This is a genomic window from Mycobacterium sp. smrl_JER01, assembly GCF_048513595.2.
Taxonomy (GTDB): Bacteria; Actinomycetota; Actinomycetes; order Mycobacteriales; family Mycobacteriaceae; genus Mycobacterium.
The window spans coordinates 4549399-4570539 of the sequence record NZ_JBLXXK020000001.1 but is presented as its reverse complement, the minus strand read 5'-3'; the positions used below and the strand labels follow the sequence as shown (position 1 = coordinate 4570539).

The 21141-nt window shown below is 66.3% G+C and carries 27 protein-coding genes and 1 tRNA gene; 16 read left to right on the top strand and 12 right to left on the bottom strand.

What is annotated here, in order from left to right:
- Position 1 precedes the first annotated feature (1 nt).
- Positions 2–259, top strand: a complete 258-nt coding sequence (locus tag ACNUDN_RS21335; RefSeq protein WP_419123753.1) for a DUF7218 family protein — start codon at positions 2–4, stop codon at positions 257–259.
- A 33-nt stretch (positions 260–292) separates the two neighbouring features.
- Here ACNUDN_RS21335 and ACNUDN_RS21330 read toward each other — a convergent pair whose 3' ends face one another.
- On the bottom strand, positions 293–481 hold the full coding sequence (locus tag ACNUDN_RS21330) for a hypothetical protein (RefSeq protein WP_419123752.1): 189 nt from the start codon (positions 479–481) through the stop codon (positions 293–295).
- A 103-nt stretch (positions 482–584) separates the two neighbouring features.
- On the opposite strand from ACNUDN_RS21330, the gene ACNUDN_RS21325 reads away from it, so the two are divergent.
- The gene (locus ACNUDN_RS21325) at positions 585–1208 is read left to right on the top strand and encodes a flavodoxin family protein (RefSeq protein WP_419123751.1); all 624 of its coding nucleotides are present in this window, start codon (positions 585–587) and stop codon (positions 1206–1208) included.
- An 82-nt stretch (positions 1209–1290) separates the two neighbouring features.
- On the opposite strand, the gene ACNUDN_RS21320 is transcribed toward ACNUDN_RS21325, so the two are convergent.
- On the bottom strand, positions 1291–2526 hold the full coding sequence (locus ACNUDN_RS21320) for an IS256 family transposase (protein WP_419122949.1): 1236 nt from the start codon (positions 2524–2526) through the stop codon (positions 1291–1293).
- A 145-nt stretch (positions 2527–2671) separates the two neighbouring features.
- Between ACNUDN_RS21320 and ACNUDN_RS21315 the strand changes: the two genes are divergently transcribed.
- Positions 2672–2983 (top strand): hypothetical protein, encoded by a 312-nt coding sequence (locus tag ACNUDN_RS21315; RefSeq protein WP_419123750.1) that lies wholly within the window; start codon positions 2672–2674, stop codon positions 2981–2983.
- A 596-nt stretch (positions 2984–3579) separates the two neighbouring features.
- Positions 3580–3843: a hypothetical protein gene (locus ACNUDN_RS21310; RefSeq protein WP_419123749.1), complete on the top strand. Its 264-nt coding sequence runs from the start codon at positions 3580–3582 to the stop codon at positions 3841–3843.
- A 160-nt stretch (positions 3844–4003) separates the two neighbouring features.
- On the opposite strand, the gene ACNUDN_RS21305 is transcribed toward ACNUDN_RS21310, so the two are convergent.
- Positions 4004–4342, bottom strand: coding sequence for a hypothetical protein (locus tag ACNUDN_RS21305; protein ID WP_419123748.1), 339 nt, complete (start codon positions 4340–4342; stop codon positions 4004–4006).
- Positions 4343–4420: 78 nt separating this feature from the next.
- Between ACNUDN_RS21305 and ACNUDN_RS21300 the strand changes: the two genes are divergently transcribed.
- From ACNUDN_RS21300 to ACNUDN_RS21275, 6 genes are all read left to right on the top strand, one after another.
- Entirely contained in the window at positions 4421–5821 is a 1401-nt protein-coding gene (locus tag ACNUDN_RS21300) for a hypothetical protein (RefSeq protein WP_419123747.1), read from the top strand.
- Between the two features lie 4 nt (positions 5822–5825).
- The gene (locus ACNUDN_RS21295) at positions 5826–6071 is read left to right on the top strand and encodes a hypothetical protein (RefSeq protein ID WP_419123746.1); all 246 of its coding nucleotides are present in this window, start codon (positions 5826–5828) and stop codon (positions 6069–6071) included.
- 252 nt (positions 6072–6323) lie between these two features.
- A complete protein-coding gene (locus ACNUDN_RS21290; protein WP_419123745.1) occupies positions 6324–6491 on the top strand; it encodes a hypothetical protein in 168 nt (55 codons plus the stop codon).
- A gap of 153 nt (positions 6492–6644) precedes the next feature.
- Entirely contained in the window at positions 6645–7022 is a 378-nt protein-coding gene (locus ACNUDN_RS21285; RefSeq protein ID WP_419123744.1) for a tyrosine-type recombinase/integrase, read from the top strand.
- A gap of 20 nt (positions 7023–7042) precedes the next feature.
- A tRNA-Leu gene (locus tag ACNUDN_RS21280) sits at positions 7043–7116 on the top strand.
- A gap of 56 nt (positions 7117–7172) precedes the next feature.
- Entirely contained in the window at positions 7173–7568 is a 396-nt protein-coding gene (locus ACNUDN_RS21275) for a nitroreductase family deazaflavin-dependent oxidoreductase (RefSeq protein ID WP_419123743.1), read from the top strand.
- 111 nt (positions 7569–7679) lie between these two features.
- Here the strand turns inward: ACNUDN_RS21275 and ACNUDN_RS21270 are convergent, their stop codons facing one another.
- Together ACNUDN_RS21270 and ACNUDN_RS21265 are read right to left on the bottom strand one after the other, a co-directional pair.
- Positions 7680–8087 (bottom strand): RidA family protein, encoded by a 408-nt coding sequence (locus tag ACNUDN_RS21270; protein WP_419123742.1) that lies wholly within the window; start codon positions 8085–8087, stop codon positions 7680–7682.
- Between the two features lie 129 nt (positions 8088–8216).
- Positions 8217–8798, bottom strand: coding sequence for a TetR/AcrR family transcriptional regulator (locus ACNUDN_RS21265; RefSeq protein ID WP_419123741.1), 582 nt, complete (start codon positions 8796–8798; stop codon positions 8217–8219).
- A 57-nt stretch (positions 8799–8855) separates the two neighbouring features.
- On the opposite strand from ACNUDN_RS21265, the gene ACNUDN_RS21260 reads away from it, so the two are divergent.
- The 3 genes from ACNUDN_RS21260 to ACNUDN_RS21250 are packed head-to-tail and all read left to right on the top strand — an operon-like array spanning position 8856 to position 11208.
- Entirely contained in the window at positions 8856–9746 is an 891-nt protein-coding gene (locus tag ACNUDN_RS21260) for an SDR family NAD(P)-dependent oxidoreductase (protein WP_419123740.1), read from the top strand.
- 45 nt (positions 9747–9791) lie between these two features.
- The gene (locus ACNUDN_RS21255) at positions 9792–10175 is read left to right on the top strand and encodes an alcohol dehydrogenase catalytic domain-containing protein (protein ID WP_419123739.1); all 384 of its coding nucleotides are present in this window, start codon (positions 9792–9794) and stop codon (positions 10173–10175) included.
- Between the two features lie 55 nt (positions 10176–10230).
- The gene (locus tag ACNUDN_RS21250; RefSeq protein WP_419123738.1) at positions 10231–11208 is read left to right on the top strand and encodes an MOSC domain-containing protein; all 978 of its coding nucleotides are present in this window, start codon (positions 10231–10233) and stop codon (positions 11206–11208) included.
- Positions 11209–11260: 52 nt separating this feature from the next.
- Here the strand turns inward: ACNUDN_RS21250 and ACNUDN_RS21245 are convergent, their stop codons facing one another.
- Positions 11261–11629 (bottom strand): hypothetical protein, encoded by a 369-nt coding sequence (locus tag ACNUDN_RS21245; RefSeq protein ID WP_419123737.1) that lies wholly within the window; start codon positions 11627–11629, stop codon positions 11261–11263.
- 39 nt (positions 11630–11668) lie between these two features.
- Positions 11669–12682, bottom strand: a complete 1014-nt coding sequence (locus tag ACNUDN_RS21240) for an NADP-dependent oxidoreductase (protein ID WP_419123736.1) — start codon at positions 12680–12682, stop codon at positions 11669–11671.
- Positions 12683–12796: 114 nt separating this feature from the next.
- On the opposite strand from ACNUDN_RS21240, the gene ACNUDN_RS21235 reads away from it, so the two are divergent.
- Positions 12797–13405: a TetR/AcrR family transcriptional regulator gene (locus ACNUDN_RS21235; protein ID WP_419123735.1), complete on the top strand. Its 609-nt coding sequence runs from the start codon at positions 12797–12799 to the stop codon at positions 13403–13405.
- Position 13406: 1 nt separating this feature from the next.
- On the opposite strand, the gene ACNUDN_RS21230 is transcribed toward ACNUDN_RS21235, so the two are convergent.
- Positions 13407–14339: a TAXI family TRAP transporter solute-binding subunit gene (locus ACNUDN_RS21230; RefSeq protein WP_419123734.1), complete on the bottom strand. Its 933-nt coding sequence runs from the start codon at positions 14337–14339 to the stop codon at positions 13407–13409.
- Between the two features lie 20 nt (positions 14340–14359).
- Positions 14360–15595 carry a cytochrome P450 gene (locus ACNUDN_RS21225; protein ID WP_419123733.1) on the bottom strand — a complete coding sequence of 412 codons (1236 nt, stop codon included), beginning with the start codon at positions 15593–15595 and terminating at the stop codon, positions 14360–14362.
- A gap of 223 nt (positions 15596–15818) precedes the next feature.
- On the opposite strand from ACNUDN_RS21225, the gene ACNUDN_RS21220 reads away from it, so the two are divergent.
- Complete coding sequence (locus ACNUDN_RS21220; RefSeq protein ID WP_419123732.1) at positions 15819–16367, top strand: TetR/AcrR family transcriptional regulator; 549 nt, start codon at positions 15819–15821, stop codon at positions 16365–16367.
- Between the two features lie 59 nt (positions 16368–16426).
- Positions 16427–17488, top strand: coding sequence for an NAD-dependent epimerase/dehydratase family protein (locus ACNUDN_RS21215; protein WP_419123731.1), 1062 nt, complete (start codon positions 16427–16429; stop codon positions 17486–17488).
- 24 nt (positions 17489–17512) lie between these two features.
- Here the strand turns inward: ACNUDN_RS21215 and ACNUDN_RS21210 are convergent, their stop codons facing one another.
- From ACNUDN_RS21210 to ACNUDN_RS21200, 3 genes are all read right to left on the bottom strand, one after another.
- Positions 17513–18883, bottom strand: coding sequence for an MFS transporter (locus ACNUDN_RS21210; protein ID WP_419123730.1), 1371 nt, complete (start codon positions 18881–18883; stop codon positions 17513–17515).
- Between the two features lie 136 nt (positions 18884–19019).
- Positions 19020–20453 carry a sensor histidine kinase gene (locus ACNUDN_RS21205; RefSeq protein WP_419123729.1) on the bottom strand — a complete coding sequence of 478 codons (1434 nt, stop codon included), beginning with the start codon at positions 20451–20453 and terminating at the stop codon, positions 19020–19022.
- A gap of 1 nt (position 20454) precedes the next feature.
- Positions 20455–21114, bottom strand: coding sequence for a response regulator transcription factor (locus ACNUDN_RS21200; RefSeq protein WP_419123728.1), 660 nt, complete (start codon positions 21112–21114; stop codon positions 20455–20457).
- Positions 21115–21141: the final 27 nt, after the last annotated feature.

Below are 21141 nucleotides of genomic sequence, written 5' to 3'. Positions count from 1 at the left end.
CATGCCGAACTCATCGATCAAGAACGAGAAGATGTACGAGGAACTGCGCGACGAAGGCAACTCCAAAGAGAAGGCCGCGCGGATCGCCAATGCCGCTGCCGCACGCGGTAAATCCGACGTGGGGCGCAAAGGCGGCCAGTCCGGGTCCTATGACGACTGGACCGTCGGCGACCTCAAGAAGCGAGCCAAGGAGCTTGGTATCTCCGGGTATTCACACCTGACCAAGGACAAACTGATCTCGACGCTGCGCAATCACTGATCGGACCGTGTGGGCCGGCAGCGACACCGGACATCAGGTGTCGCTGCTGCGGGCCTCGGCCCCGGATTCGCCGGCGTCGAAGTCGTCGTCAGAACCCGAGCGCCCCACATAGGGACCGCTCGGAGTGTCCTGCTCGCCTTCATCGTCGGACGCCCGCGAACCGGCCACCTTGGGATCCGGCTCGATGTCAGATTCGGCTTTGTCGCCACGGGGGTTGCTCATGGGCTCTCCATGCCCGCGTGCAGGGGGTTCGAAACGTCTGACGCAACCGGTGACGTGAACCCTGGAACCGTTTCGGGCCGGGGGCGCCGGGTATGCCACTGACATGGCCGACACCGCGACACCCATTCGCGCGTTGGGACTGATCTGCAGCCTGAAGCCCAGTCCCGCGCAGTCCAGTAGCGCGCTGATCGCCGAGCACGTCTTTGCGACGCTGCGCGAACAGGGTGCGCACTGTGAGGCGGTGCGGTGCGTGGACTTCAACATCGCCCCCGGGGTCGAAGCCGATATGGGCGACAGCGATCAGTGGCCGCAGATCCGCCGGCAGGTGCTCGCCGCCGACATCCTGCTGATCAGCACGCCGGTGTGGCTGGGGCATCCGTCGTCGGTGACCCAGCGGGTGCTGGAGCGGCTGGATGCCGAGCTGTCCAACGAGGACGAGGACGGACGACCCGCGATGGCCGGAAAGGTCGGCATCGTCAGTGTTGTTGGCAACGAGGACGGCGCGCACAAGGTGGTGGCGGACGTCTTTCAGGGGCTCAACGACATTGGCTACAGCATTCCGGCGCAAGGCTGCACCTACTGGAACGGACCGGCGATGGAGTCCGGTGATTGCACGGACCTCGATGAGGTGCCCGAACAGGTCGCCTCCACGACTGCGGCTGCGGCTCGCAACGCCGTCCATTTGGCGCGTGTGTTGAAGCAGTCGCGATATCCGGCCTACCAGTGATCGACACAGAAGCAACGAAGGGAGCGGTCAAGTCCACGGACGTGGTGTACGACGTCGTCGTGTGATTCTTCGAGGTGATGGTTCAGGCGGTCAGTGCCGCCGGGTTGGCCTCCTGTTCTTTTGGGGTGTCGTTGACGGTACGTGATTTGCTGAGAACGTCGAGGCCGAGGTAGCGGCGGGATTCGGCCCATTCGTCGTGTTGTTCGGCCAGCACGGCCCCGACGAGGCGAATGAGGGCGTTGCGGTCGGGGAAGATGCCCACGACGTCGGTCCGGCGGCGGATTTCCCGATTGAGCCGTTCCTGGGGGTTGTTCGACCAGATTTGGCGCCAGATCTGCTTGGGGAACGCGGTGAACGCCAACAGATCTGGCCGCGCCTCCTCCAGGTGATCGGCGACCGTGGGTAGCTTATCGGAAAGTGCATCGACGATCCGATCATATTGCGCCGCAACTGATTCCGCATCGGGCTGGTCGAACACCGAGTGCAACAAGGTGCGGACCCACGGCCACGACGATTTCGGGGTGATCGCCATCAGGTTCGTCGTGTAGTGGGTGCGGCAGCGCTGCCAGGCTGCCCCGGGCAGCGTGGCGCCGATCGCGGCCACCAGCCCGGCATGAGCGTCGCTGGTGACCAGTTTGACCCCGGAGAGGCCTCGGGCGGTCAGCGACCGCCAGAACGTCAGCCAGCCGGCCCCGTCCTCGGCGGTGGTGACGTCGATGCCCAGGATCTCGCGGTGGCCCTCGGCGTTGACGCCGGTCGCGATCAGGGCGTGCACGTTGACCACTCGGCCGCCTTCTCGGACCTTGAGGACCAGCGCGTCAGCGGCGACGAACGTGTACGGGCCGGCATCGAGCGGGCGGGTCCGGAAGGCCTCGACGGCGGTGTCGAGTTCCTTGGCCATCACCGACACCTGCGACTTCGACAAGCTGGTGATGCCCAGGGTCTCCACCAGCTTGTCCATCCGCCGCGTCGAGACCCCGAGCAAGTAACACGTCGCCACCACCGTGGTCAGGGCCCGCTCGGCGCGTTTACGGCGTTCCAGCAGCCAATCCGGGAAGTACGAGCCCTGCCGAAGCTTGGGAATCGCCAGATCCAATGTGCCTGCACGGGTGTCGAACTCGCGGTGACGATACCCGTTGCGCGAGTTCGTCCGGTCGGAGCTGCGCTGGCCGTAGCCGGCACCGCACAGTGCGTCGGCTTCGGCACCCATCAGGGTGTGGATGAACGTGGCCAGCAGCTCACGCAGCACGTCGGGATGGGCGGTGGTGAGTCGTTCGGCCAGCACGGCAGGCAGGTCGATATTGTGGGCAGTGGTCATCGCGTTGATTCCTTTGCTCGAGTGACTTTGGACGGTCCCTCGAAGAATCACGCGATGACCCTCAATCATTCGGCTACGACACGCCGGTACCGCTGATCAGGTCCGACTCGTACACCACGCTGCTGGACGCAACCAAGGGAGCGTCATGCCCGATACCTCGCACGACCCCGTAGACCACGCCCGGACCTACCGACAGCACGCCGGCGAGACGATGAAGGCCGGGGTCAACGCCCCCGGTCTGGTCGCCGTCGGCATCGGTGTTCTGAGCATGGTGATCGGCCTGTTCTCATTCGCCAACGGCAGCCCCACCGCGGGCACCGTCGGCGTGGTGCTGGCCGTGCTGTTCATCGCGGGCGGCCTGGCCTGGCTGGCCCGCACCCACCACCAGGTGCAGAAGAAGCAGCAGGATTGGCACCGCGACAATCCTGAGGCGCCCTACGAGCCGCCGACAAGCTAGACGGGACACCTCACAAGGCGGCGACGGACACTTCCGTCGCCGCCTTTTCGTGTGCGCGTGGATCGATCCCCTTCCGCCTGCGACGGAACCGCGCCGGTGCGCAGATCCCAACGGCCGGCGTCCGCCACGGTGACATGGGCGTCGTCGCGTGTCGGCTCTGGTATGTGGTCTGAAGGGGCCTTCGGCGGCAACACCGCGGATCACCATTGCCGATTTCTGCGGTAGCGTCGAAGCGTGATCACCCGGCACGAACGGGCGGGTATCGACGACCCGGTCATGTCCGAGGCTTCCTTCGCTCCTATCAGTTCCATTTGATTCCTCCTCAATCAAGGTCGGTTGGGTTGAGCCAACAGTGACGGCGGACAGGCCGATGTGTCCACCACGACAGCCACATTGGCTAGAAACTCGTGCCTTCTCGGTGCGATACGGAGGGCCTACTTGCTTCGAGGAACCGTGGGAAGCGTCAGTGCTGCGTCCCCGATAAGCACGCTCGGTCGCACGGCGCAAGGTCGACGGGGCGAGCTTGGTTTTGCCGCATTGGGGTGCCGAATGCTGCTGTAGCCTCAATTGGTTACGGGGGTGACATGGGAAAAGACTTGGATGTCGATGCCGGCGGGTTGACGTCGGCTGCAGCTGACAGCGTCGCTGTCGCCGCTGGTGTGCTCGTTGATGGCTTTGACGGCCCGGTGAGTGATCGCCCGAGTGGTGCGGGAATCGCCGCATTCGAAGCGGCAAGTGCCACGGCACGCACGCGTGTTTCTGTCCGCATCGCAGGTCAGGCCGGTGATGTCGCTGCGGCAGGCGATCGCTATGACGCGACGGACGGGGGCAATGCCGACGCTATCGCGGTGACCATGTGAGCCCTGCGGCCGCACCGATGGGTCTACCCGGCAGGTCGGACGTCGAGGCCTGGGACACTTCAGAGCTCGATGCTGCCGCTACCCGCTGGCGGACGGTAGCAGGTGCACTGGAATCCGCGTTCGAGCAGCACAGGCGGAACATCCTGGCCCCGGTGGCACCTCATGGGAAGGTGACGCCAAGGATGCCGCTCTGGACCGTGTAACCGCGGATACTGCGGTCGTACGGCGTCAGGGCGATATGCATCGTGAGGTTGCCGATATCGCCACGCGCGGCAGCGAGGACATCCGGGGTGCTCGCAGCCGAGTGCTCGAAGCAATCGCCGAAGCCGAACAGGACGCCTTCACTGTAGGTGAGGACCTCTCGGTCACCGACAACCGTGGCTACGACGTGGAGACTGCTGCCGCCCGCATGAGGGCTGCAATCGAGCACGCTGAGTTCATCCGATGGCGCGCTGAGCAGCTCGTCGCCACCGATGCCCTTATCGGGCAGCAGCTTCAAGCGAACGCCGCTGAACTGGAGGGAATTCGGTTCGAGGGTGATCGAGATGGTAGTGAGACCGATCCGACGATCCGACTCGTGGACAACAAGACTGAGGACCCGGGTTCTCAAGCCGAGTCGTCAGGGCATGAGGGCGCGGGTTCGCTGCCGACGGAATCTGCGGGCAGCTGGCAGGACACGCTCGTGCCCGAAGGGACGGCTGAAAAATCTGCAAACCCCGATGCCGCCTCTCGGTCACCGTTGGAAGCGATGCTTGGCGAGGGCAAGTCCGCAGAGGACCAAAAGCCGTCCAGCCTGGACGAGGCGTTGACCGAAGTCGCAGGGAAACCCGTCGAAGCACCGCCCACGGCGCTGGAGCGCATCGTCAATCAGCACGCCGGAAATGGCAAGGGCGAGGAACGCCGGTACACACAGCATCCGTTGGAGGCCCCCGTCGTTGGTGCCGATCCATCGGTGATCGGCGATCAGCAGGCCCGGGTGGACGCTGCACATGAGAGCGTGGCGTCGGCTCAAGCCGCACTCGATGATGCGTTAGCTCAGTCGACGGTCGCTGGTGCGGGAGCCGGCCCGACCCGAGACCAGCTCGACGCCCTGGGGCATGCCTTGTTCGATGCGCGCGGTGAGGTAACGAGCCAGACCGAGATCCTGGAGAATCTCAATGCGGCGGCCGGTGAGGTCGGGCAGGGGCGGGTGCCGATCCCTTCACTTCCCGAGAATGCCGATGTACAAGCTTTTCCTGCGGAGCCTTCGGCATTTGCCGAAGGCAGCCGAGCTTTGAGTGAGGGCAGTTTTGGTTTGATCCCCGATGTCGCCCACGACATCGACGTCTTTCAGAATTGGAGCGAAGCCTCAGTCGAGGATCGGGTGGGTGCCGTGCTCGACGTGGCTGGGGCGGCACCCATCCCCGGTGGCAAGTTCGTCACAGAGGGCCTCGAACACGCTGTTGACGCCTTCAACGCTGGCCGTCACGTCGATGACGCCCTGGATGCCGGCAGTGCGGCGACGCATCATTTGCCCTATGTGCCATCGGCTCCACATATTGACGTAGGGGCCAACCAGGGAGTGGATGTGCCACTCGGCTCATCGCATTTCTCGGATGTCTTTGCTCCTGTCGAACTGGACATAGCCCATGCCGCACAAGACGTTTACTCATCGCCGGTGATGGATGACATTCGCCAAGCTGCGCAGAACGGAGTGGCGGCGGAAGTCGAGATCGACGGGTACAAGGTTCTCTATGAACCAGATATTCCGGGAAGCGGATTCAGTTTGGCTTCCTTCGGCGAGCGTGGCTTCGCTATCGGCCCTGAGGCGATGGCGTCGGAGGCGGAACTTGCACGTACGGTCGCACATGAGCTGTACCGAGTAAGCATGACCGAAATACCCGAACTGGGCATCGATGCGACGCGTGCTGCGAGCGAGACCGAGGCGGCATTTGATTTCGCTCAACGGTTCGGGAACGCGATTCAGGGTGGAGGCTGACAGCATGTCCGAATACGCAGGACTCGCGAAGAAGTGGGTCGAGGTTACTAAGAGGGTCGCCGCAGGTACGTGGGATGGCATCGTTTGCCCCAAAAACGCTGATGCCGATGTGTTGATCGAGGTCCGTGAACAGGGAAGTGGCACCGGCGATGCACGGTTTGAGTACTGGATCCACTGCCCGCGATGCGGTGCTGAGATCTACTTCCACAGCAAGGATCATTACAGCCCGGTTCCGCATTCAGACGGTTGAAATTCGCCATGTTCTAGCAGGCCTCCGACGGTGCAGATAGCGCCCGGGCTAATCCTCCAAAGTTCCGGAGAGCCAAGTGAAGCCAAGGCGGATGAATGCCACGGATTACTGCGGTATGTTCGAGACGTGACCACCCGGAACGAGCGGGTATTGACGACCGATGGCACAAGCGCGTCAAAGATCCGGACGGACCGATGCGCACCGAGAGATCCGCGGTGTACGGCAAGGTTTCGCGCTGGCGCGTCAGGTGGGTTGACGCCACCGGAGCCGAGCGCACCCAAGAGTTTCCAGCGCAAGCCGGATGCGCAGGCATACCTGAACGGACTCACTGCGGACGTTCAGCGTGGTGAGTATGTCGATCCCCGCAAGAGTGCCGAGACGTTCGGCTCGGTTTCCGAGCAGTGGTGCACCACCAATTAGCAGCGGAAGCCGAAAACCGTTGCAGGGTATCGATCATTACTCGACACGGTGGTGTTGCCCAAGTGGGAACACGTCCCGCCGAAACGGCTCGACTACGAGTCCTACTCGACCTGGCTGGGCGCTCTGTCTGTCGCGACCAGCTGATGGGCCTGGGTGATCCGGCTCGCCGACAGACCCGCGCCTCGTTGCCCACCGTGCCGGTACCCGAACCTGCGTGGAAGCGGCTTCACGCTGCCTCTCGGCGAATACCGCTGGGCATTCGACAACGCGTGCGCAGACGTCGGCATCGAGGGGCTGGTGCCTCACGGCCTGAGACACACCACGGCGTCACTGGCGATCAGTGCAAGCGCTAACGTCAAGGTCGTGCAGAGACTCCTGGAGCATGCCACGCCGGCGATGACGCTCGACCGCTACGGTCACTTGCTGAACGATGATCTGAGCGGAGTGGCCGATGCGCTGGGCAAGGCCATCGACAGCACTGCGGTATCACTGCGGTATTCAGGCCGTCGCGACAAGGCGGAGACGGCCTAAAGTACCCTCTGACCCGCAGAGCCCCCATAGCCCAATTGGCAGAGGCAGCGGACTTAAAATCCGCACAGTGTCGGTTCGAGTCCGACTGGGGGCACTCTGGCGTGCCCACTGCGTCGTCGAGGAACGACAACCGGCACTTAGACTTCGACCATGCGCGTGCCGCGCCGAGTCGCACAGTTCAACAAGCGCGTTACCAATCCGGTGGCTCGTACGATTACTCCGTGGCTTCCGTACCTCGGGACGCTCGAGCACGTCGGTCGGAAGTCGGGCAGGCGATATCGCACGCCCCTCCTGGTATTCGCGACCCGTGATGGCTACGCCATCCTCATCGGCTACGGCCCACAGTCGGACTGGTTGAAGAACGTGCTGGCCGGTGGACCGACGGTGCTGCACAAGCGTGGACGGTCTGTCACGCTCGTCAACCCACGGGTCATGAGCAAGGCCGAGGCCGCCTCCCTCGTCATACGGCCTGCTCGGCTGCTGTTTCGAGCGTTTCCCTACAACGAGGCCGCCGTGCTCCTGACGAATTCGGGCTCGGCGGGTTGACCTGTGATGCCGCCGTGGACTCACGGCCACGAAAGTAACGATCCGCCAAGTGTCGGTTCAGTCGACTGAGGGCACACGAGATCGTCGCCGCCCGCCGAACCGGTCTCCGAATCAGTCGATGACGGCGGTGGCTTCCACTTCCACCAGCATGTCCGCTTCGGCGAGGGCTGCGACGCCGATTCCCGTCAGCGGGGGCGGTGCGGTGATGCCGAGCGCGGCGACGGCGCGGGCGACGCCGTCAGCGAACGCTGCCATCTTGTCGGGAGTCCAATCCACCAGGTAGACGGTCAGCTTGGCGACGTCATCGAAGGTGGCGCCCGCGGCTGCCAGCGCCACGCCGACGTTGCGGTAGCACTGCTCGACCTGGGCGGCCAGGTCACCGGTGCCGACCACGGCGCCGTCGGCGTCGCGGGCGACCTGGCCGGCGATGAAGACGAGCTTGGACCCGGTGGCCACGGAGACCTGGCGGTAGAGGTCCACAGCGGGAAGACCGTCGGGGTTGAGCAGCGTGATCGGCATGTGCACTCCAGTGCGGGTTGAGTCCTACGATGGCGCCGAGGGGCGACGCCGTAACCCCATCGTGCCAACTGTGTCTGACGCAGGCGCCCACGACCGATCCAGACATGACATTCGGGCCCGCGGTTGCGGTCAGCCTCGATGGTCGGCGTCGTCGATGAGGGCCAGTAGATTGTCGGTGAGTTCTTCGGGCGTGGTTTGCCACTTGTCGGTGCGCAGAAGGCCACTCATCTCCAGGCCTACGGCACCGTGCACGCCGGTCAGCAGTGTGGCGGCGTAGCGCTCCGCGCGATCGTTGCCGGCGACGCCGGCGACGATGGCGAGGAACTCGTCGCACATGCGTTGCGCGACGCGGACCACTGCTGCCGGGTCTCCCGCTGGGGGGCTGAACATAAGCCGGTACAGGTGGGGCTGTTGTCGACTCACCGTGATGACGTGGATCAGCGCCGCGCGCAGCTTGCCGGCCGACGAAACCCCCGCTTCGCCCCGTAACTCATGCATGTGATCACCCAGGCGCTCCCAGCCCTCCGCGGCCACGGCGGTCAGGAGACCCTCTTTGTCCGCGAAGTGCCGGTACGGGGCACCGCGAGTCACGCCCGCGCGCGCACCGACTTCGCGCAAGGTCACCGCGTCGGGGCCGCCGGCGTCCAGCAGCAGGGCGGCCTGCTCGAGCAGGCTGCGGCGGGTGGCGGCCGCTGATTCCTCGCGACTCATAGCGGGACATCGTAGTTGACACCGTCATCTGGCTCCGGAAGACTGCATGAGATGACGATGTCAACTGAAAATGGGTTGGTGGTGATCACCGGTGCCTCCACCGGTATCGGGGCGGCCACGGCCCACGAGATGGCCCGCCGCGGGTTCCATGTGCTCGCTGGTGTTCGGCGTGAACGCGATGCAGATTCCATCCGGGCGGCGAACATCGAGCCGCTGATTCTGGACATCACCAAACCCGACCACATCCGGGCGCTTGCTCGTCGGGTAGGTGAGGACCCGCAGCGCCGGCCACTGCGGGCATTGGTGAACAACGCCGCGGTGCAGGCCAACGTTCCGATCGAGGTCTTCGGGATCGATCAGTGGCGAGACATGTTCGAGGTCAACCTGTTCGGGCACGTTGCGGTGATCCAGGCGCTGCTGCCCGCGCTGATCGACAGCGGCGGTCGGGTGGTCAACATCAGTTCGGTGGGAGGCAGAGTTGCGATGGCCACCTACGGTCCGTACGCGGGTACGAAGTTCGCTCTCGAAGCGGTGAGCGACTCGCTGCGACGTGAGGTCGCCCCCCATGGGGTCCGGGTGATCGTGATCGAACCGGGCGCTGTACGTACCGAGATGCTGGGCAGAGCGGTCGTCGGCGCCCGCGATCTACTCACCGCGATGACGCCGGAGCAGCGCCACCGATACGGCGGGCTGGTGCACGCGATCAACGCCCAGGCTGAGGCATCGACCGAAAAGGGTCTGCCGGCCGCGGCCGCTGCCGCCGTGATTGCCAAGGCCATCACCACGCGCCGGCCACGCACGCGGTACACCGTCGGTCGCGAGGCCGCACTGCTGCCGGTGCTGCGGCTACTGCCCGACCGCCTGCTCGATCGCATCCTCGTCGCCGCGCTGCGGCCTCACCAACCCAAGGGCAATGCCCAACTCGACGCCACCGTCACTCACCGCTGAGCCTGCCCCAGATATCTCCGACCGCTGATCCGAAGAGGAAATCGCATGCGAGTCAATGCCTTCGCCGCCCTCGCCCCAGGTGCCGACCTCACGCTCTACGAGTACGAGGCCGGCGAACTGGGACCGCTGGAAGTCGATGTGGACGTTACCCACTGCGGGATATGCCACACCGATCTGATGGTGATCGACAACGACTGGGGCGCAGGGGTTCCTGTTGTCGCGGGCCATGAGGTGGCGGGCATCGTCAGTGCCGTCGGGGCGCTGGTCGACACCGGGCGCCTCGCGGTCGGCCAACGCGTCGTCGTCGGCGGGCCGGGTGCGCTCGGGAGACGTCCGTTATCGGGCTGTCGTCGTGACACCGTAGAGCGACCCCGGCGTCGGCGTTGGGCACCGGTGATGGCGCTCGGCGGTCGTGTAATGGTCCAATAGCGGGGCCCGCGGTCGTCGTCCGCGGCACCGGTGCCGAGTGACGGAGGCCAATCCCATGGACGTCGTTGAGTTGTGGCGCTTCCCGGTGAAGTCGATGGGGGGCACTCGGGTCGACCGATTGCGGATCGATCGCCGCGGCGTGCACGCAGACCGGCTGTGGGCGGTACGCGACGTGGAGAAGGGCGTTACCGCCTCGGCCCGCAGAGTCCCTGTGCTGCTCCAGTGTTCGGCGCGCTACCGCTGCGAGCCCGGCCCGGACGCCGGTCCCGGGAACGCGCCCGCCGTCGTCATCACCCTGCCCGACGGCCGCGAGTTCGACGGTGACGACCCCGCGGTCAGCGCCGCGCTCAGCGATCTGGTGGGACGCGAGGTGCGCCTGGTGGCTCTGCCGCCGTCCAAGGACACCAGGGAGCACCGGATGTCGCTGCAGACCTCGTTGTCCAACTTCTCCGCCGATCAGGTCCGCCGCGACTTCGGCCTTGGCGGCACCGAGGAACTACCCGACACCTCGGTCTTCTCGACGCGTCAAATGGTCACGCTGGCACGGTATTCCACCCCGCCCGGCACCTTCGTCGACCTCAGCCCGGTCCATCTGCTGAGCACTGCGAGTCTGCGTAACCTGTCCACCGACGGGACACCGTACGACGTGCGGCGGTTTCGGCCCAATGTGTTGGTCGACATCGACGGCGCCGGTTTCCCCGAGTCCGACTGGGTCGGTGGCGAGGTCCGCGTGGGCACGGTCGTGCTGGCGGTGACCAATCCGACTATCCGATGCGTGGTACCCACCCGTGCGCAACCGGATATCGAGCGTGACACCTCGCTCACCCGTGCGCTGGCCCAACGGACCAACCGCTTCCTGGGCATCTACGCCGACGTCGCAACCCCGGGCACGGTGCAGGTGGGTGACCAGGTGAGCGCCCGCCCGCCCTCGCCCCCCGGCGCCGTCGAGCGGGCTGTCGCCGCCCTCGGCACGTCGGCCACCCGCGGTGTGCAGCGATTGCTGGAGGCGACCGTGCTGAGAAACAAGAGCTGAGGCCGCGAACGTCGCGTGCGTGAGCTGCCGGGGTGCATACGGGCGAGGCGCGCTACAACAGCCAGGGCGGTATCGGTGCCGGCAACTGGATCGGCGGGACGTCAGCGGGCAAGGGCACCGTCGGAACTTCGGCCGGCAGCGGCACCGGCGGTACCGCATCGGGGAATTCGACGGTGGGGATGTCGGCGGGCAGCTGCACGACGGGGACGTCGGCGGGGTAGGGGAACGGCGGCAACCCGGCCGGAATCGGCAGCACCGGCAGCGGTAGCGCGGGAAAAGCGGGCGGCGCAAAACGCGGTGGCGCCTGGTTGGTCTGGTCGGGCTGGTCGGCCCCTGCCACGGCCGACCCGGCGCCGAGAGCCGGGAGACACAACCCCAGAACGGCGACGCCCGTTGCGGCCAGACGGCGGAGAAACGCCATCTGCCAACCGTAGCCCGTTTGCGGGCAGTGAGGCGATCCTCAGGCGACCGTGAGCACGATCTTGCCGCGGATGTGCCCGCGTTCGGCGCGTTCGTGGGCGGCGCGGGCGTGGGGGAGCGGGAAGGAACTGTCGATCTCGACGCGCACGGTACCGTCGTCGAGCAGCCGTCCCACCTTCGCCAGCTGTGCTCCGTCCGAGCGAACTTGGGTCATCGAGACTGTCACCTCACGGCGTGCGGCCTCCTCGGGGTCGGAGAATCCGGGGAATACCGGGAACAGCGCACCACCGCGCGTGATCGTGCGCAGAAAGCGCCCCGTGCTCGGGCCGCCGAGCGTGTCGAGGACCAGATCGACGTCGCGCGCGACCTCTTCGGGGCGACTGGCCGTGTAGTCGATGACATCGTCGGCGCCGATACCCCGCAGAAACTCCTGGTGCCGACCGGATGCCACCGCGATCACTTGTGCGCCTTGCTGTTTCGCCAGCTGTAGGGCCAGGTGGCCGACGCCGCCGGCGGCCCCGTTGACCAACACCGTCGCGCCGTGCAGCGGTACCGGTCGGTGTGCGCGCGGTTGCAGCGGGTTCGGGTGGTCGTGACCTACGTCGATCAGGAATTGCCATGCGGTCAGTGCGGACATCGGTGCGCCGGCGGCGTGGACATGATCGACACCGATCGGCTTGTGCGCAAGATCGGCTGCAGGCGCCGTCACGTACTCGGCGTAGGCGGCGCTGTCGCCGAAGCTGGGAAATCGGATCATGCCGAAGACCTCGTCGCCGACGGAGAAGTCGGCCACCTCAGGCCCGACGGCCTCGACGACACCGGAGATGTCCGAACCCGGAATCGCGGGCAGCGGTATCGACGGCGCCATCCCGGCCGGCAGTCGTTGCTGCCGGTAACCGTCGCGCAGGTACCAGTCCGGGGGGTTGACCCCCACCGCGTGCACACGCACCAGCACCTCGTCGGGGGCCGGGATCGGGACCGGCACCGGCTCGTAATGCAGCGCCTCCGGGCCACCGAATTCGTGCACGCGGACCGCGTTCATCGTTGTCGGCATGTCGGTCCTCATTCCCGTCGGCCACGACTCACCGCGTGCGTTATCGCCGCAGCGAGTTGCTTTAAGCTCAGCCTGCACGGATCGACCAATAAAAGCAACTTCATGGGGCGATAAATGGAGAATCGGCAGGCCACGCAGGGCGTCAGGACAGGTGGGCGCAGCGCCCGGGTCCGCCGTGCGATCCTCGATGCCGCGTTCGCCGAACTGACCGGCAGCGGCTACCCATCGCTGAACGTGGAAGCGGTGGCCGCCCGGGCCGGGGTGAACAAGACGACCGTCTACCGCCGGTGGCCGACGCTCGACGATCTGCTGGTCGACGCACTCACCCAATGGTCGACGCAGGTGTTGCCGGCACCCGACACCGGTGCCATTGACACCGATCTGCGGGCGCTCGGCAGCGAACTGGCCGACGTCCTCAACGGTGGCGTCGGACGCCAGGTCGCCGCCATGGTCCTGACCGCGGGCCTGCGGTCACCTCAGCTGGGCGAAGCGACCCGCCGGTACTTCGACCATCAGGCGCAGCGTGCGCTACCCATCGTCGAGCGCGCAATCGGTCGCGGCGAACTCCCGGCGGACTGCGATGCCAACGCATTGCTGGCCACCTTCCGCGCCCCGCTGTTCTACCGGATGGTCACCACCGGTGACGCCATCGACGACGAGCTGGTCACCCTGGCCGCCGGGGTCGCCCTCACCGCGGCACGCGCCGGACTGCTGTCAGCCTGAGTCAGCCGTGCCGGCGCCGGTATTCGGCGGCGGCTCCAGGATGCAGTGCGACCGGGCCGGTCTGGATCAGCGATTGCGCATCGAGGAACTGGCTTCCGATCGCCTGCGCCGGCACCAGCGACGCCGGGTCGTCGAGAAGCAGATCGACGATGCCGGCGACGGTGTCGTCGGCGACATCGCGGCGGGCCAGCAGCAGGTTGGCGACCCCCACCGTGGTCACCGCGGGATGGCGACCGTACACGTCGGCCGGTACCGACACCGGTTCGTAGGTGGACCCATACCGCTGCCGCAGGGCGGCCACCACCGACGTCAGGTCGAGCAGCCGGATCCCGGCCGTCACCTCCCCGAACGCCGGAGTGGGCAGTCCGCCGGCCCACATCACCGCGTCCACCTCGCCGGCGGTCAATGCGGCTGCTGCTGCGCGCATCGATTGGCGCACTTGACGAACCGCGCCCGGGTCGGACAGCCCGGCGGCGTCGAGCACCCGCTCCGACAGTGACGTCGCCCCCGAACCGGGCGCCCCCACGCAGACCACGTGGCCGCGCAGATCCGCCGGGGACGCGATGGGGGAGTCTTCGCGCACCGCGACCTGGAAGTAGTTCTCGTACACCCGGCCGACCGCGCTCAGCGCCCCGGAGTCGGGACTGTCCTGCGCGGTGTCGAGCAGGCTCATCGCCAACTCGGCCCGCCCGGAGCGCAGCGCCGCGACGTTGTCGGCCGAGCCGCCGGTCTGCAGCGGTTCGATCCGCGCCGCTGCGGCTCGGCCGGCGGCCGCGGCGAGCAGGCCGGAGAACTCCCAGAAGAAGCCGCCCGGTTCACCCGCAGCCAGCCGCACCGCGGGACCTTCTGCGGTGCGGCAGGACGCGATGGGGAGTCCGGCCGACAGCGCCGCGATGCTTCGCAGGACGGACCTTCGGCTGACCGCCGGCGACATCGACGACACAGTCGGCCAGCTTAGTGGCGATCCGCGCGGGGGGTGACGAGAAGGTCGAGCCGAACGAGGCGGCGCACGAGCAGGCTCGGCAGCCACCGACCGACGTCGGCGGCAGTGATCGCCGAACTGCGTTCGAGAAGTGCCGTCAGGACGACCTTGGCCTCCATCCGAGCGAGGGCTGCGCCTACACAGAAATGCGCGCCCTTCCCAAAACTCAGATGAGACTTCGTGTTGCGGCCCAGTATGAAGTCGTTCGGTTCGGCGAAGTGGGAGGCATCGCGATTGGCAGCCCCCCAAAGCAGCAGCAGTCGCGAATGCGCAGGCAAGTCCACGCCGGCCAGGGTGGTGTCCCGTAGCACGTGTCGGTAGTGCCCCCGGAAGGGTGGTTCGTACCGCAGTACCTCTTCGAGAAATGCGTTGAGCAGCCCAGGATCAGCGCGAAGCGCGCTCTGAACGTCGGGCTTGGTCGCCAGAATGTAGGCGGCGGAACCGATGAGCGACGCCGTCGATTCACCGCCCGCGCTGAACAACGTGATCATGATGACGCGCGCTGGGATCTCGCCGACCTCACCGTGGGCGCACGCTTGCGCCAAGTCGCCCAAGAGAGTGTCCCTCGGGTGCTCGGCGGCATCGATGAAATGCTCGTCGATGTACTTGCTCAGCTCCATGACAGCGACACCGGCGGCGTCGAGTTGCGCCGGGCTCCCGATACCCTCGAGCAATTGGGTGCTCGAGTATCCCCACCTCATGAGCTGATCGATGTCGTCGTCAGGTACCCCGATGAGTCGACCCACGATCATCATCGGAAGTCGGTTGGCGACCACACTCATCCACTCGACGCGACCCTTGTCGGCGAACCCGCCCCACAGCCGGTGGGTGGTCTCATCGATGAACGCTTCCAACTGCCGAACGCGGCGTGCTGCCAGCTGCGGAAGCAGCAGCTTCCGGTGGGCAGCGTGAAACGGTTCATCAGCGGTGGCGAGGGCGTGGGTCTGGCCACCGAGGGCCTCCAGCTCGAACGGCGTGACCGTGCCATCGGCGTCGAGCGTCATCGTCGCGGTGAGGTTGGAGGAAAAGTCCTCGGGACGCGAGACGGCGTCGATGACGGCGTCTCGGCCGCACACGGCGAAGAAGCCGGACTCGCCGATGGCGTGGACCGGTCCCGTGTTCAGCATCCGGGCATACAGCGGATAGGGATCCTGAATGAACTCGTCGGCGAACAACTCCATGCCGAGCTGGCCGTCCTTGACCGTCATCTCTCTAATGTGGTGCCTGGCTTGAGATATCGTCAATGAAACGGACCAAGTCGAGATGGAGAGCAACTCATCACAGGGTGCTGGTGTCTCACTTCTGACGCCTGACGTGCACGAACCCACGGCGTCAGCGTCCCGCCTGTCTCAACCTGAGACTGATGCGGCATACCTGAGACTGATGCGGCATACCTGAGACGATGCGGCACAACGGAAGGAAGCCGATCTGATGTCCAGCGATGATTGGCTTGTCGGCGACCGACACTCGGCGGCGCGCGCACGCATTCTCGACGCTGCGTCGGTGCTCATCGCCCGGCACGGTTGGCATGGACTTGACCTCGACGTCCTCGCTGCCGAGGCGCATTGCTCGCGGGCGACGATCTACCGCCACGTCGGCGGGAAAACCGAAATCCGCAACGGTGTGCTCACAGCTGCAATCGACCGCGTCGCTGACGCCGTTCGGCTCCGTGTGGACGGCTTGACCGGTGGCGAGCGCGCGGTAGAGGCGGTACTGACCGCCCTTGACGAAGTCCGCGCCGATCTCGTGGGGGACCTGGCCATCAGAGCCTTGGCGCGGCCCAGCGTAGCGACATGGCTGATCGGATCGCCACTACTGGCCACGTATGCCAGCGAGTTCACTGGATCCAGTCCAGACGATGCTGAAGCGGCCCAGTGGACGGTACGGGTGTTCCTCTCCTTGCTCACCGTGCCCGTCGGGACGGCCGCCGGCGAACGTGCCCTGGTCAAACGATTCCTGAGGCCGGCGTATGACGGCTGACCACAATGGCCGGCGCTGCGTACAGGACGGCGTCGGACCACTCCACGAAAGGCAATGTGATGGCGCAAGCGGTACTCGTCACCGGTGGCTTCGGTCTCGTCGGTTCTGCCACCGTCGAACGGTTGATCCAGCTTGGCAGAACAGTGGTGATCGCCGACCTCGAAACTCCTGCCAACAGAGCTGCCGCAGCTGGACTCCCCGCCGAGGTGAGCGTTCGGTGGACCGACTTGACCGACGAAAATCAATGCGCCCGGCTCATTTTCGAGGTCTCACCGGCAGTGATCATCCACCTCGCCGCAATCATCCCGCCCGGGATCTACCAGAACCGCGCGGCGGCCAGGCGTGTCAATGTCGACGCGACTGCGAACCTCGTCCGGATTGCCGAAAGTCAACCGGTGCCACCCCGATGGGTCCAGGCATCAAGCAATGCAGTGTTCGGCCCGCGGAACCCGCACAACAACGACGGCCCGGTCACGGCTGACATGCCGATGCGGCCCACGGATCTGTACAGTGCGCATAAGGCCGAGGCCGAGACGATTGTGCGGGAGTCCTCCCTGGAATGGGTGGTACTGCGCCTCGGCGGGGTGCTGAGCGTGGACCCGAAAGCCATACCTTTCAGCGCCGACGCGCTCTTCTTCGGGAGCGCTCTACCCACTGACGGTCGACTGCACAGTGTCGACGTCCGCGACGCAGCATGGGCGTTCGCCGCGGCAACGACGGCCGATGTCGCCCACGAGATCCTGCTGATTGCCGGCGACGACTCCCACCGCCAACTCCAAGGCGACGTCGGCGAGGCGTTGGCGGAGTGTCGGGGCCTGGCCGGAGGCGTCATCACAGGCCGCAAGGGCGATCCGCGTAGTGACGAAAACTGGTTTGTCACAGATTGGATGGACACGGCGCGGGCTCAAGAAGCTCTCCAATTCCAACACCACTCGTGGCCCGACATGCTGGCCGAAGCACGTCGGCGTGCGGGTGGCTCTCGTCATCTACTCCGAGTGGCGGCACCACTGATCAGAGCGGCACTGAAGCGGCGCTCGGCCTACTGGAAGCAACCAGGCCACTACGCGGACCCGTGGGGCGCAATCACCCGGAAGTTCGGGGATTGGTCGCCCGATCGTTAGGGTGCAGGTCCATTTCTCGGCGCATCACACGAATGCACGGCCCTGTTCGCGGTCGAGTGCGGTCTCGGACTTGTTCTTCAGGATGAACAGGTACACGAACAGCGACACCGCGATCACGACGGTGACGTAGCCGATGAACAAGGGCACATGACCGCCGCCCTTGGCGGCCTGGTAGATCAGCGGTGCGGTGCCGCCGAAGGCCGAATTGGCCAGCGCGTAGCCCAGACCCACGCCGAGTGCGCGCACGTGCGACGGGAACAGCTCGGCCTTCACGATCGCGTTGATCGACGTGTACCCGGTCAGGATCACGTAGCCGACGCAGACCAGTGTCAGAGAGGCTGCCACCGAGGTAGTTTGGGGCAGGAAGGTGATCAGCACCCAGGTGTAGATCAGCGCGCCGAACCCGAAGAACACCAGCACGGGTTTGCGGCCCACCTTGTCGCTGATCAGCCCGCCGATCGGCTGGATGACCATCAGGAAGGTCAACCCGATGAGGTTGATCCAGGTCGCCGTCATGCCGTGGTCCTCGTAGGTCGTCTTGACGATGGCCGGCGCGTTGACGCTGTAGGTGTAGAACGCGATGGTGCCACCGATGGTGACGGCGAAGCAGATGAGCAGCGCCCGCCAGTGCCGGGTCACCAGCTCGCGGATGGATCCCGACCCGTGGTCCTCACCGCGGCGCACCGCATCGAGTTGTTCTGCGGTCAACGATTCGTCCATGCTGCGCCGCAGCCAGAACACCACCACCGCGGCCACGCCGCCGATCAAAAAGGCGATGCGCCAACCGAACTCCTGAATCTGCTCACGGTCGAGGAACACCTGCATCACCAGCAGGGTCAACTGTGCCAGCACATGGCCGCCGACGAGGGTCACGTACTGGAAGGACGAGAAGAATCCGCGTCGTTCACGGGTGGCGGCCTCGGACATGTACGTCGCCGAGGCCCCGTACTCGCCGCCGGTGGCGAAACCTTGAACCAGGCGGCACAGCACCAGGATGACCGCCGCCCATACGCCGATGCTCTCCCGGCCCGGCGTCAAGGCGATCACCAGTGAGCAGGCGGCCATCATCGACACGCTGAACGTCAGTGCCGCACGCCGTCCCCGCCGGTCGGCGAAACGGCCGAAGAACCAGGACCCCACCGGTCGCATCAGGAAGGTGACCGCGAAGATCGCGTAGACGTAGATGGTCGAGTTCTTGTCCGCCGAATCGAAGAACTGGCTTTCGAAATAGGTGGCGAACACTGTGTAGACGTAGACGTCGTACCACTCGACGAGATTGCCCGATGATCCGCGCAACGTGTTGAACACGGCGCGGCGGGTGGCTGCCGGCGAGGAGACGGCCGTCGCGGAACCGCTTCCGCCGCCTACCGGTTCCCGGATGGCCGAACTGGTCATGATTGTTCCCTCCTTGTCCGCGGCGGGCCCGGGTGGGACCTGGCGGGACCAGGGTCACCGACGTCGCCGTCGCCCACCCACTGTGAAGGCAGTCACACGGTCTTCGGAAGGCGCGGGCGCGATCCCTAACACTCCCTTAGGACGAATCCTGTTCTGCGCGGTCGGCAGCGGGCAGGCGGAGGCTGACGCGCAGTCCGCCGCTGCTGCTCGCGCCCACGTCGAACGCCCCGCCGGAGCGTTCGGCCAGGGCCCGCGCGATGGACAGTCCCAGGCCGGTGCCCTGGCCGACGGTGTTGGCGGCGCGGAAGAACCGGGTGGCGATCATCGGTAGGTCCGCATCGGAAACCCCGCGGCCGTCGTCCTGCACCCACACCGCGACGTCCGGACCGCTGCGTCGCGCACCGAGGTCGACCCGGCTGCCGGCGCCGGCATAGTGCAGCGCGTTGCTCAACACGATGTCGAGAATCTGGGTGAGGTCGCTTTCCGGGATCGCCGCGCAGAGCGCACCGTCGTGGCTGGTCTGGTTACCGGATGCGATTCCTGCCTCGGTCAATGCGGCCGCCCAGAACTCGTGCCGATCGGCGATCACCGCGCCCACATCGGTGACCGGGCTCTCGCTGTCACGGTCGGGCCTGGTCTCGGCGGTGGCCAACGCGAGCAGGTCGGCGACGATGCCCTCAAGTCGATCGACCTCCACGGTCGCTTTGTGGTGCGCGGCCGCCGACGACTCCGGCAGTGCCATGCCCAGGGTGTCGAGGCGAATCCGCAATGCCGCAAGCGGATTTCGGAGCGCATGGGCGGAATCGGCGACCAGCCGCCGCTGCGCGACCGCGGCGGTCTCTACGTCACGGGCCATGGCGTCGAACACCGCGGAGAGCCTGCGCACCTCTTGCGGCCCCGCGTATCGACCGCCGGTGCCGGTGCTTCTGTCGGCGTCGGCAGCGCCTGCGGGGGTGTGGTCGAGAACGCGGTGGCCCAGCGAGGACACCCGGGCAGACAGTTCGGTCAGTGGGCGAACTGTCCAGCGCGACAGCGTGAATGCGATCGACGACGCCACGGCCAGCAGGGCGACCGCACCGGCCACGATCAACAGCCACGCTCGGGTGACGTCGCCTTTGGCGGCTGCGGTGGACGCGGCCAGCACCACGGCGCCGTCCACCTGCGTGCCGGTCCCGACAGGAACGGCGATCAGCACCTGTGCCGGTGACCACGGCGTCAGAGTGTCCGGGACGCGGCTACGCTGATTGCGCAACGCTTCGGAGACGGCGTTGTCGACATCGTCAGAGCTCATGCCGGCCCCCGCCGATGCCCGTGGTGCGCCGGTCCGATCGACGATGACGACGGGTTCGCCGTAGAGGGCGTAGTAGCGGTCGAGTGCCTGTTGCAGATCGGTGTCGTGGAAGTAGTCCTGGCGCGCGGCCAGACTCGCGAAATGCGATGCCGCGGCGAACCTGTTCTCGCCGAACCGCTGCAGCCGCTCGCGGCTCAACGTGACCGCGAGAGGCACCGCCAAACCGATGACGGCAATCGTGGAGTAGATGACCAGGACCAGCAGGACGCGCCGCCACATGTCAGGAACTCCACCGGTAGCCGTATCCGCGGATGGTCGCGATGGCTTCCGGTCGGCCCAGCTTGGCGCGCAACGAGGTCATGTGCACATCGAGACTGCGCGAGATCGCCACGTAGGCGTCACCCCAGATGGCGTCCATCAACTCCTGGCGGCTGACCGCCTCGCCGCGGCGGGCCACCAGATAGGCGAGGACCTCGAACTCTTTGGGAGCCAGCGGGATCTCCTCGCCGGCGACCTCGACCCGGCGGGCGTTGAGTTCGACCACGATGTCGCCGGACTCGACGGTGTCGGGTTCGGCGTCGGCTGCCGCGCCGCGCCGGCGGGCGGCGACCTCGATACGGGCCCGCAGCTCACCGAGGCGTGCGGGCTTGACCACGTAGTCATCGGCACCGCCACGCAGGGCGCGCACCACCGAACGCTCGTCGTCGCGGGCGGTCAGCACCACGACGGGGATCTGGCTGACCACCCGCAGCTGGCGCAGCACGGTCATCCCGTCGGTGTCGGGCAGGCCGAGGTCGAGCAGCACCAGGTCCACGTCGCGGTGTCCGAGCAGCAGATCAGCGCCGCGGCGCATCCGTACCGGGGAATGGCCGACTTCGGCCAGGGCATCGACCAATGCCTCACCGACGCCGTCGTCGTCCTCCACCACCGCGATACGCATCGGGACAAAGGTAGCCCCCGGTTACCC

What these genes read in the sequence shown, in the direction of transcription:
- ACNUDN_RS21335 (WP_419123753.1), top strand. Translation starts at nt 2, where the DNA reads ATGCCGAACTCATCGATCAAGAACGAGAAGATGTACGAGGAACTGCGC.
- ACNUDN_RS21330 (WP_419123752.1), bottom strand. Translation starts at nt 481, where the DNA reads ATGAGCAACCCCCGTGGCGACAAAGCCGAATCTGACATCGAGCCGGAT.
- ACNUDN_RS21325 (WP_419123751.1), top strand. Translation starts at nt 585, where the DNA reads ATGGCCGACACCGCGACACCCATTCGCGCGTTGGGACTGATCTGCAGC.
- ACNUDN_RS21320 (WP_419122949.1), bottom strand. Translation starts at nt 2,526, where the DNA reads ATGACCACTGCCCACAATATCGACCTGCCTGCCGTGCTGGCCGAACGA.
- ACNUDN_RS21315 (WP_419123750.1), top strand. Translation starts at nt 2,672, where the DNA reads ATGCCCGATACCTCGCACGACCCCGTAGACCACGCCCGGACCTACCGA.
- ACNUDN_RS21295 (WP_419123746.1), top strand. Translation starts at nt 5,826, where the DNA reads ATGTCCGAATACGCAGGACTCGCGAAGAAGTGGGTCGAGGTTACTAAG.
- ACNUDN_RS21275 (WP_419123743.1), top strand. Translation starts at nt 7,173, where the DNA reads ATGCGCGTGCCGCGCCGAGTCGCACAGTTCAACAAGCGCGTTACCAAT.
- ACNUDN_RS21270 (WP_419123742.1), bottom strand. Translation starts at nt 8,087, where the DNA reads ATGCCGATCACGCTGCTCAACCCCGACGGTCTTCCCGCTGTGGACCTC.
- ACNUDN_RS21265 (WP_419123741.1), bottom strand. Translation starts at nt 8,798, where the DNA reads ATGAGTCGCGAGGAATCAGCGGCCGCCACCCGCCGCAGCCTGCTCGAG.
- ACNUDN_RS21260 (WP_419123740.1), top strand. Translation starts at nt 8,856, where the DNA reads ATGTCAACTGAAAATGGGTTGGTGGTGATCACCGGTGCCTCCACCGGT.
- ACNUDN_RS21255 (WP_419123739.1), top strand. Translation starts at nt 9,792, where the DNA reads ATGCGAGTCAATGCCTTCGCCGCCCTCGCCCCAGGTGCCGACCTCACG.
- ACNUDN_RS21250 (WP_419123738.1), top strand. Translation starts at nt 10,231, where the DNA reads ATGGACGTCGTTGAGTTGTGGCGCTTCCCGGTGAAGTCGATGGGGGGC.
- ACNUDN_RS21245 (WP_419123737.1), bottom strand. Translation starts at nt 11,629, where the DNA reads ATGGCGTTTCTCCGCCGTCTGGCCGCAACGGGCGTCGCCGTTCTGGGG.
- ACNUDN_RS21240 (WP_419123736.1), bottom strand. Translation starts at nt 12,682, where the DNA reads ATGCCGACAACGATGAACGCGGTCCGCGTGCACGAATTCGGTGGCCCG.
- ACNUDN_RS21235 (WP_419123735.1), top strand. Translation starts at nt 12,797, where the DNA reads ATGGAGAATCGGCAGGCCACGCAGGGCGTCAGGACAGGTGGGCGCAGC.
- ACNUDN_RS21230 (WP_419123734.1), bottom strand. Translation starts at nt 14,339, where the DNA reads ATGTCGCCGGCGGTCAGCCGAAGGTCCGTCCTGCGAAGCATCGCGGCG.
- ACNUDN_RS21225 (WP_419123733.1), bottom strand. Translation starts at nt 15,595, where the DNA reads ATGACGGTCAAGGACGGCCAGCTCGGCATGGAGTTGTTCGCCGACGAG.
- ACNUDN_RS21220 (WP_419123732.1), top strand. Translation starts at nt 15,819, where the DNA reads ATGTCCAGCGATGATTGGCTTGTCGGCGACCGACACTCGGCGGCGCGC.
- ACNUDN_RS21215 (WP_419123731.1), top strand. Translation starts at nt 16,427, where the DNA reads ATGGCGCAAGCGGTACTCGTCACCGGTGGCTTCGGTCTCGTCGGTTCT.
- ACNUDN_RS21210 (WP_419123730.1), bottom strand. Translation starts at nt 18,883, where the DNA reads ATGACCAGTTCGGCCATCCGGGAACCGGTAGGCGGCGGAAGCGGTTCC.
- ACNUDN_RS21205 (WP_419123729.1), bottom strand. Translation starts at nt 20,453, where the DNA reads ATGTGGCGGCGCGTCCTGCTGGTCCTGGTCATCTACTCCACGATTGCC.
- ACNUDN_RS21200 (WP_419123728.1), bottom strand. Translation starts at nt 21,114, where the DNA reads ATGCGTATCGCGGTGGTGGAGGACGACGACGGCGTCGGTGAGGCATTG.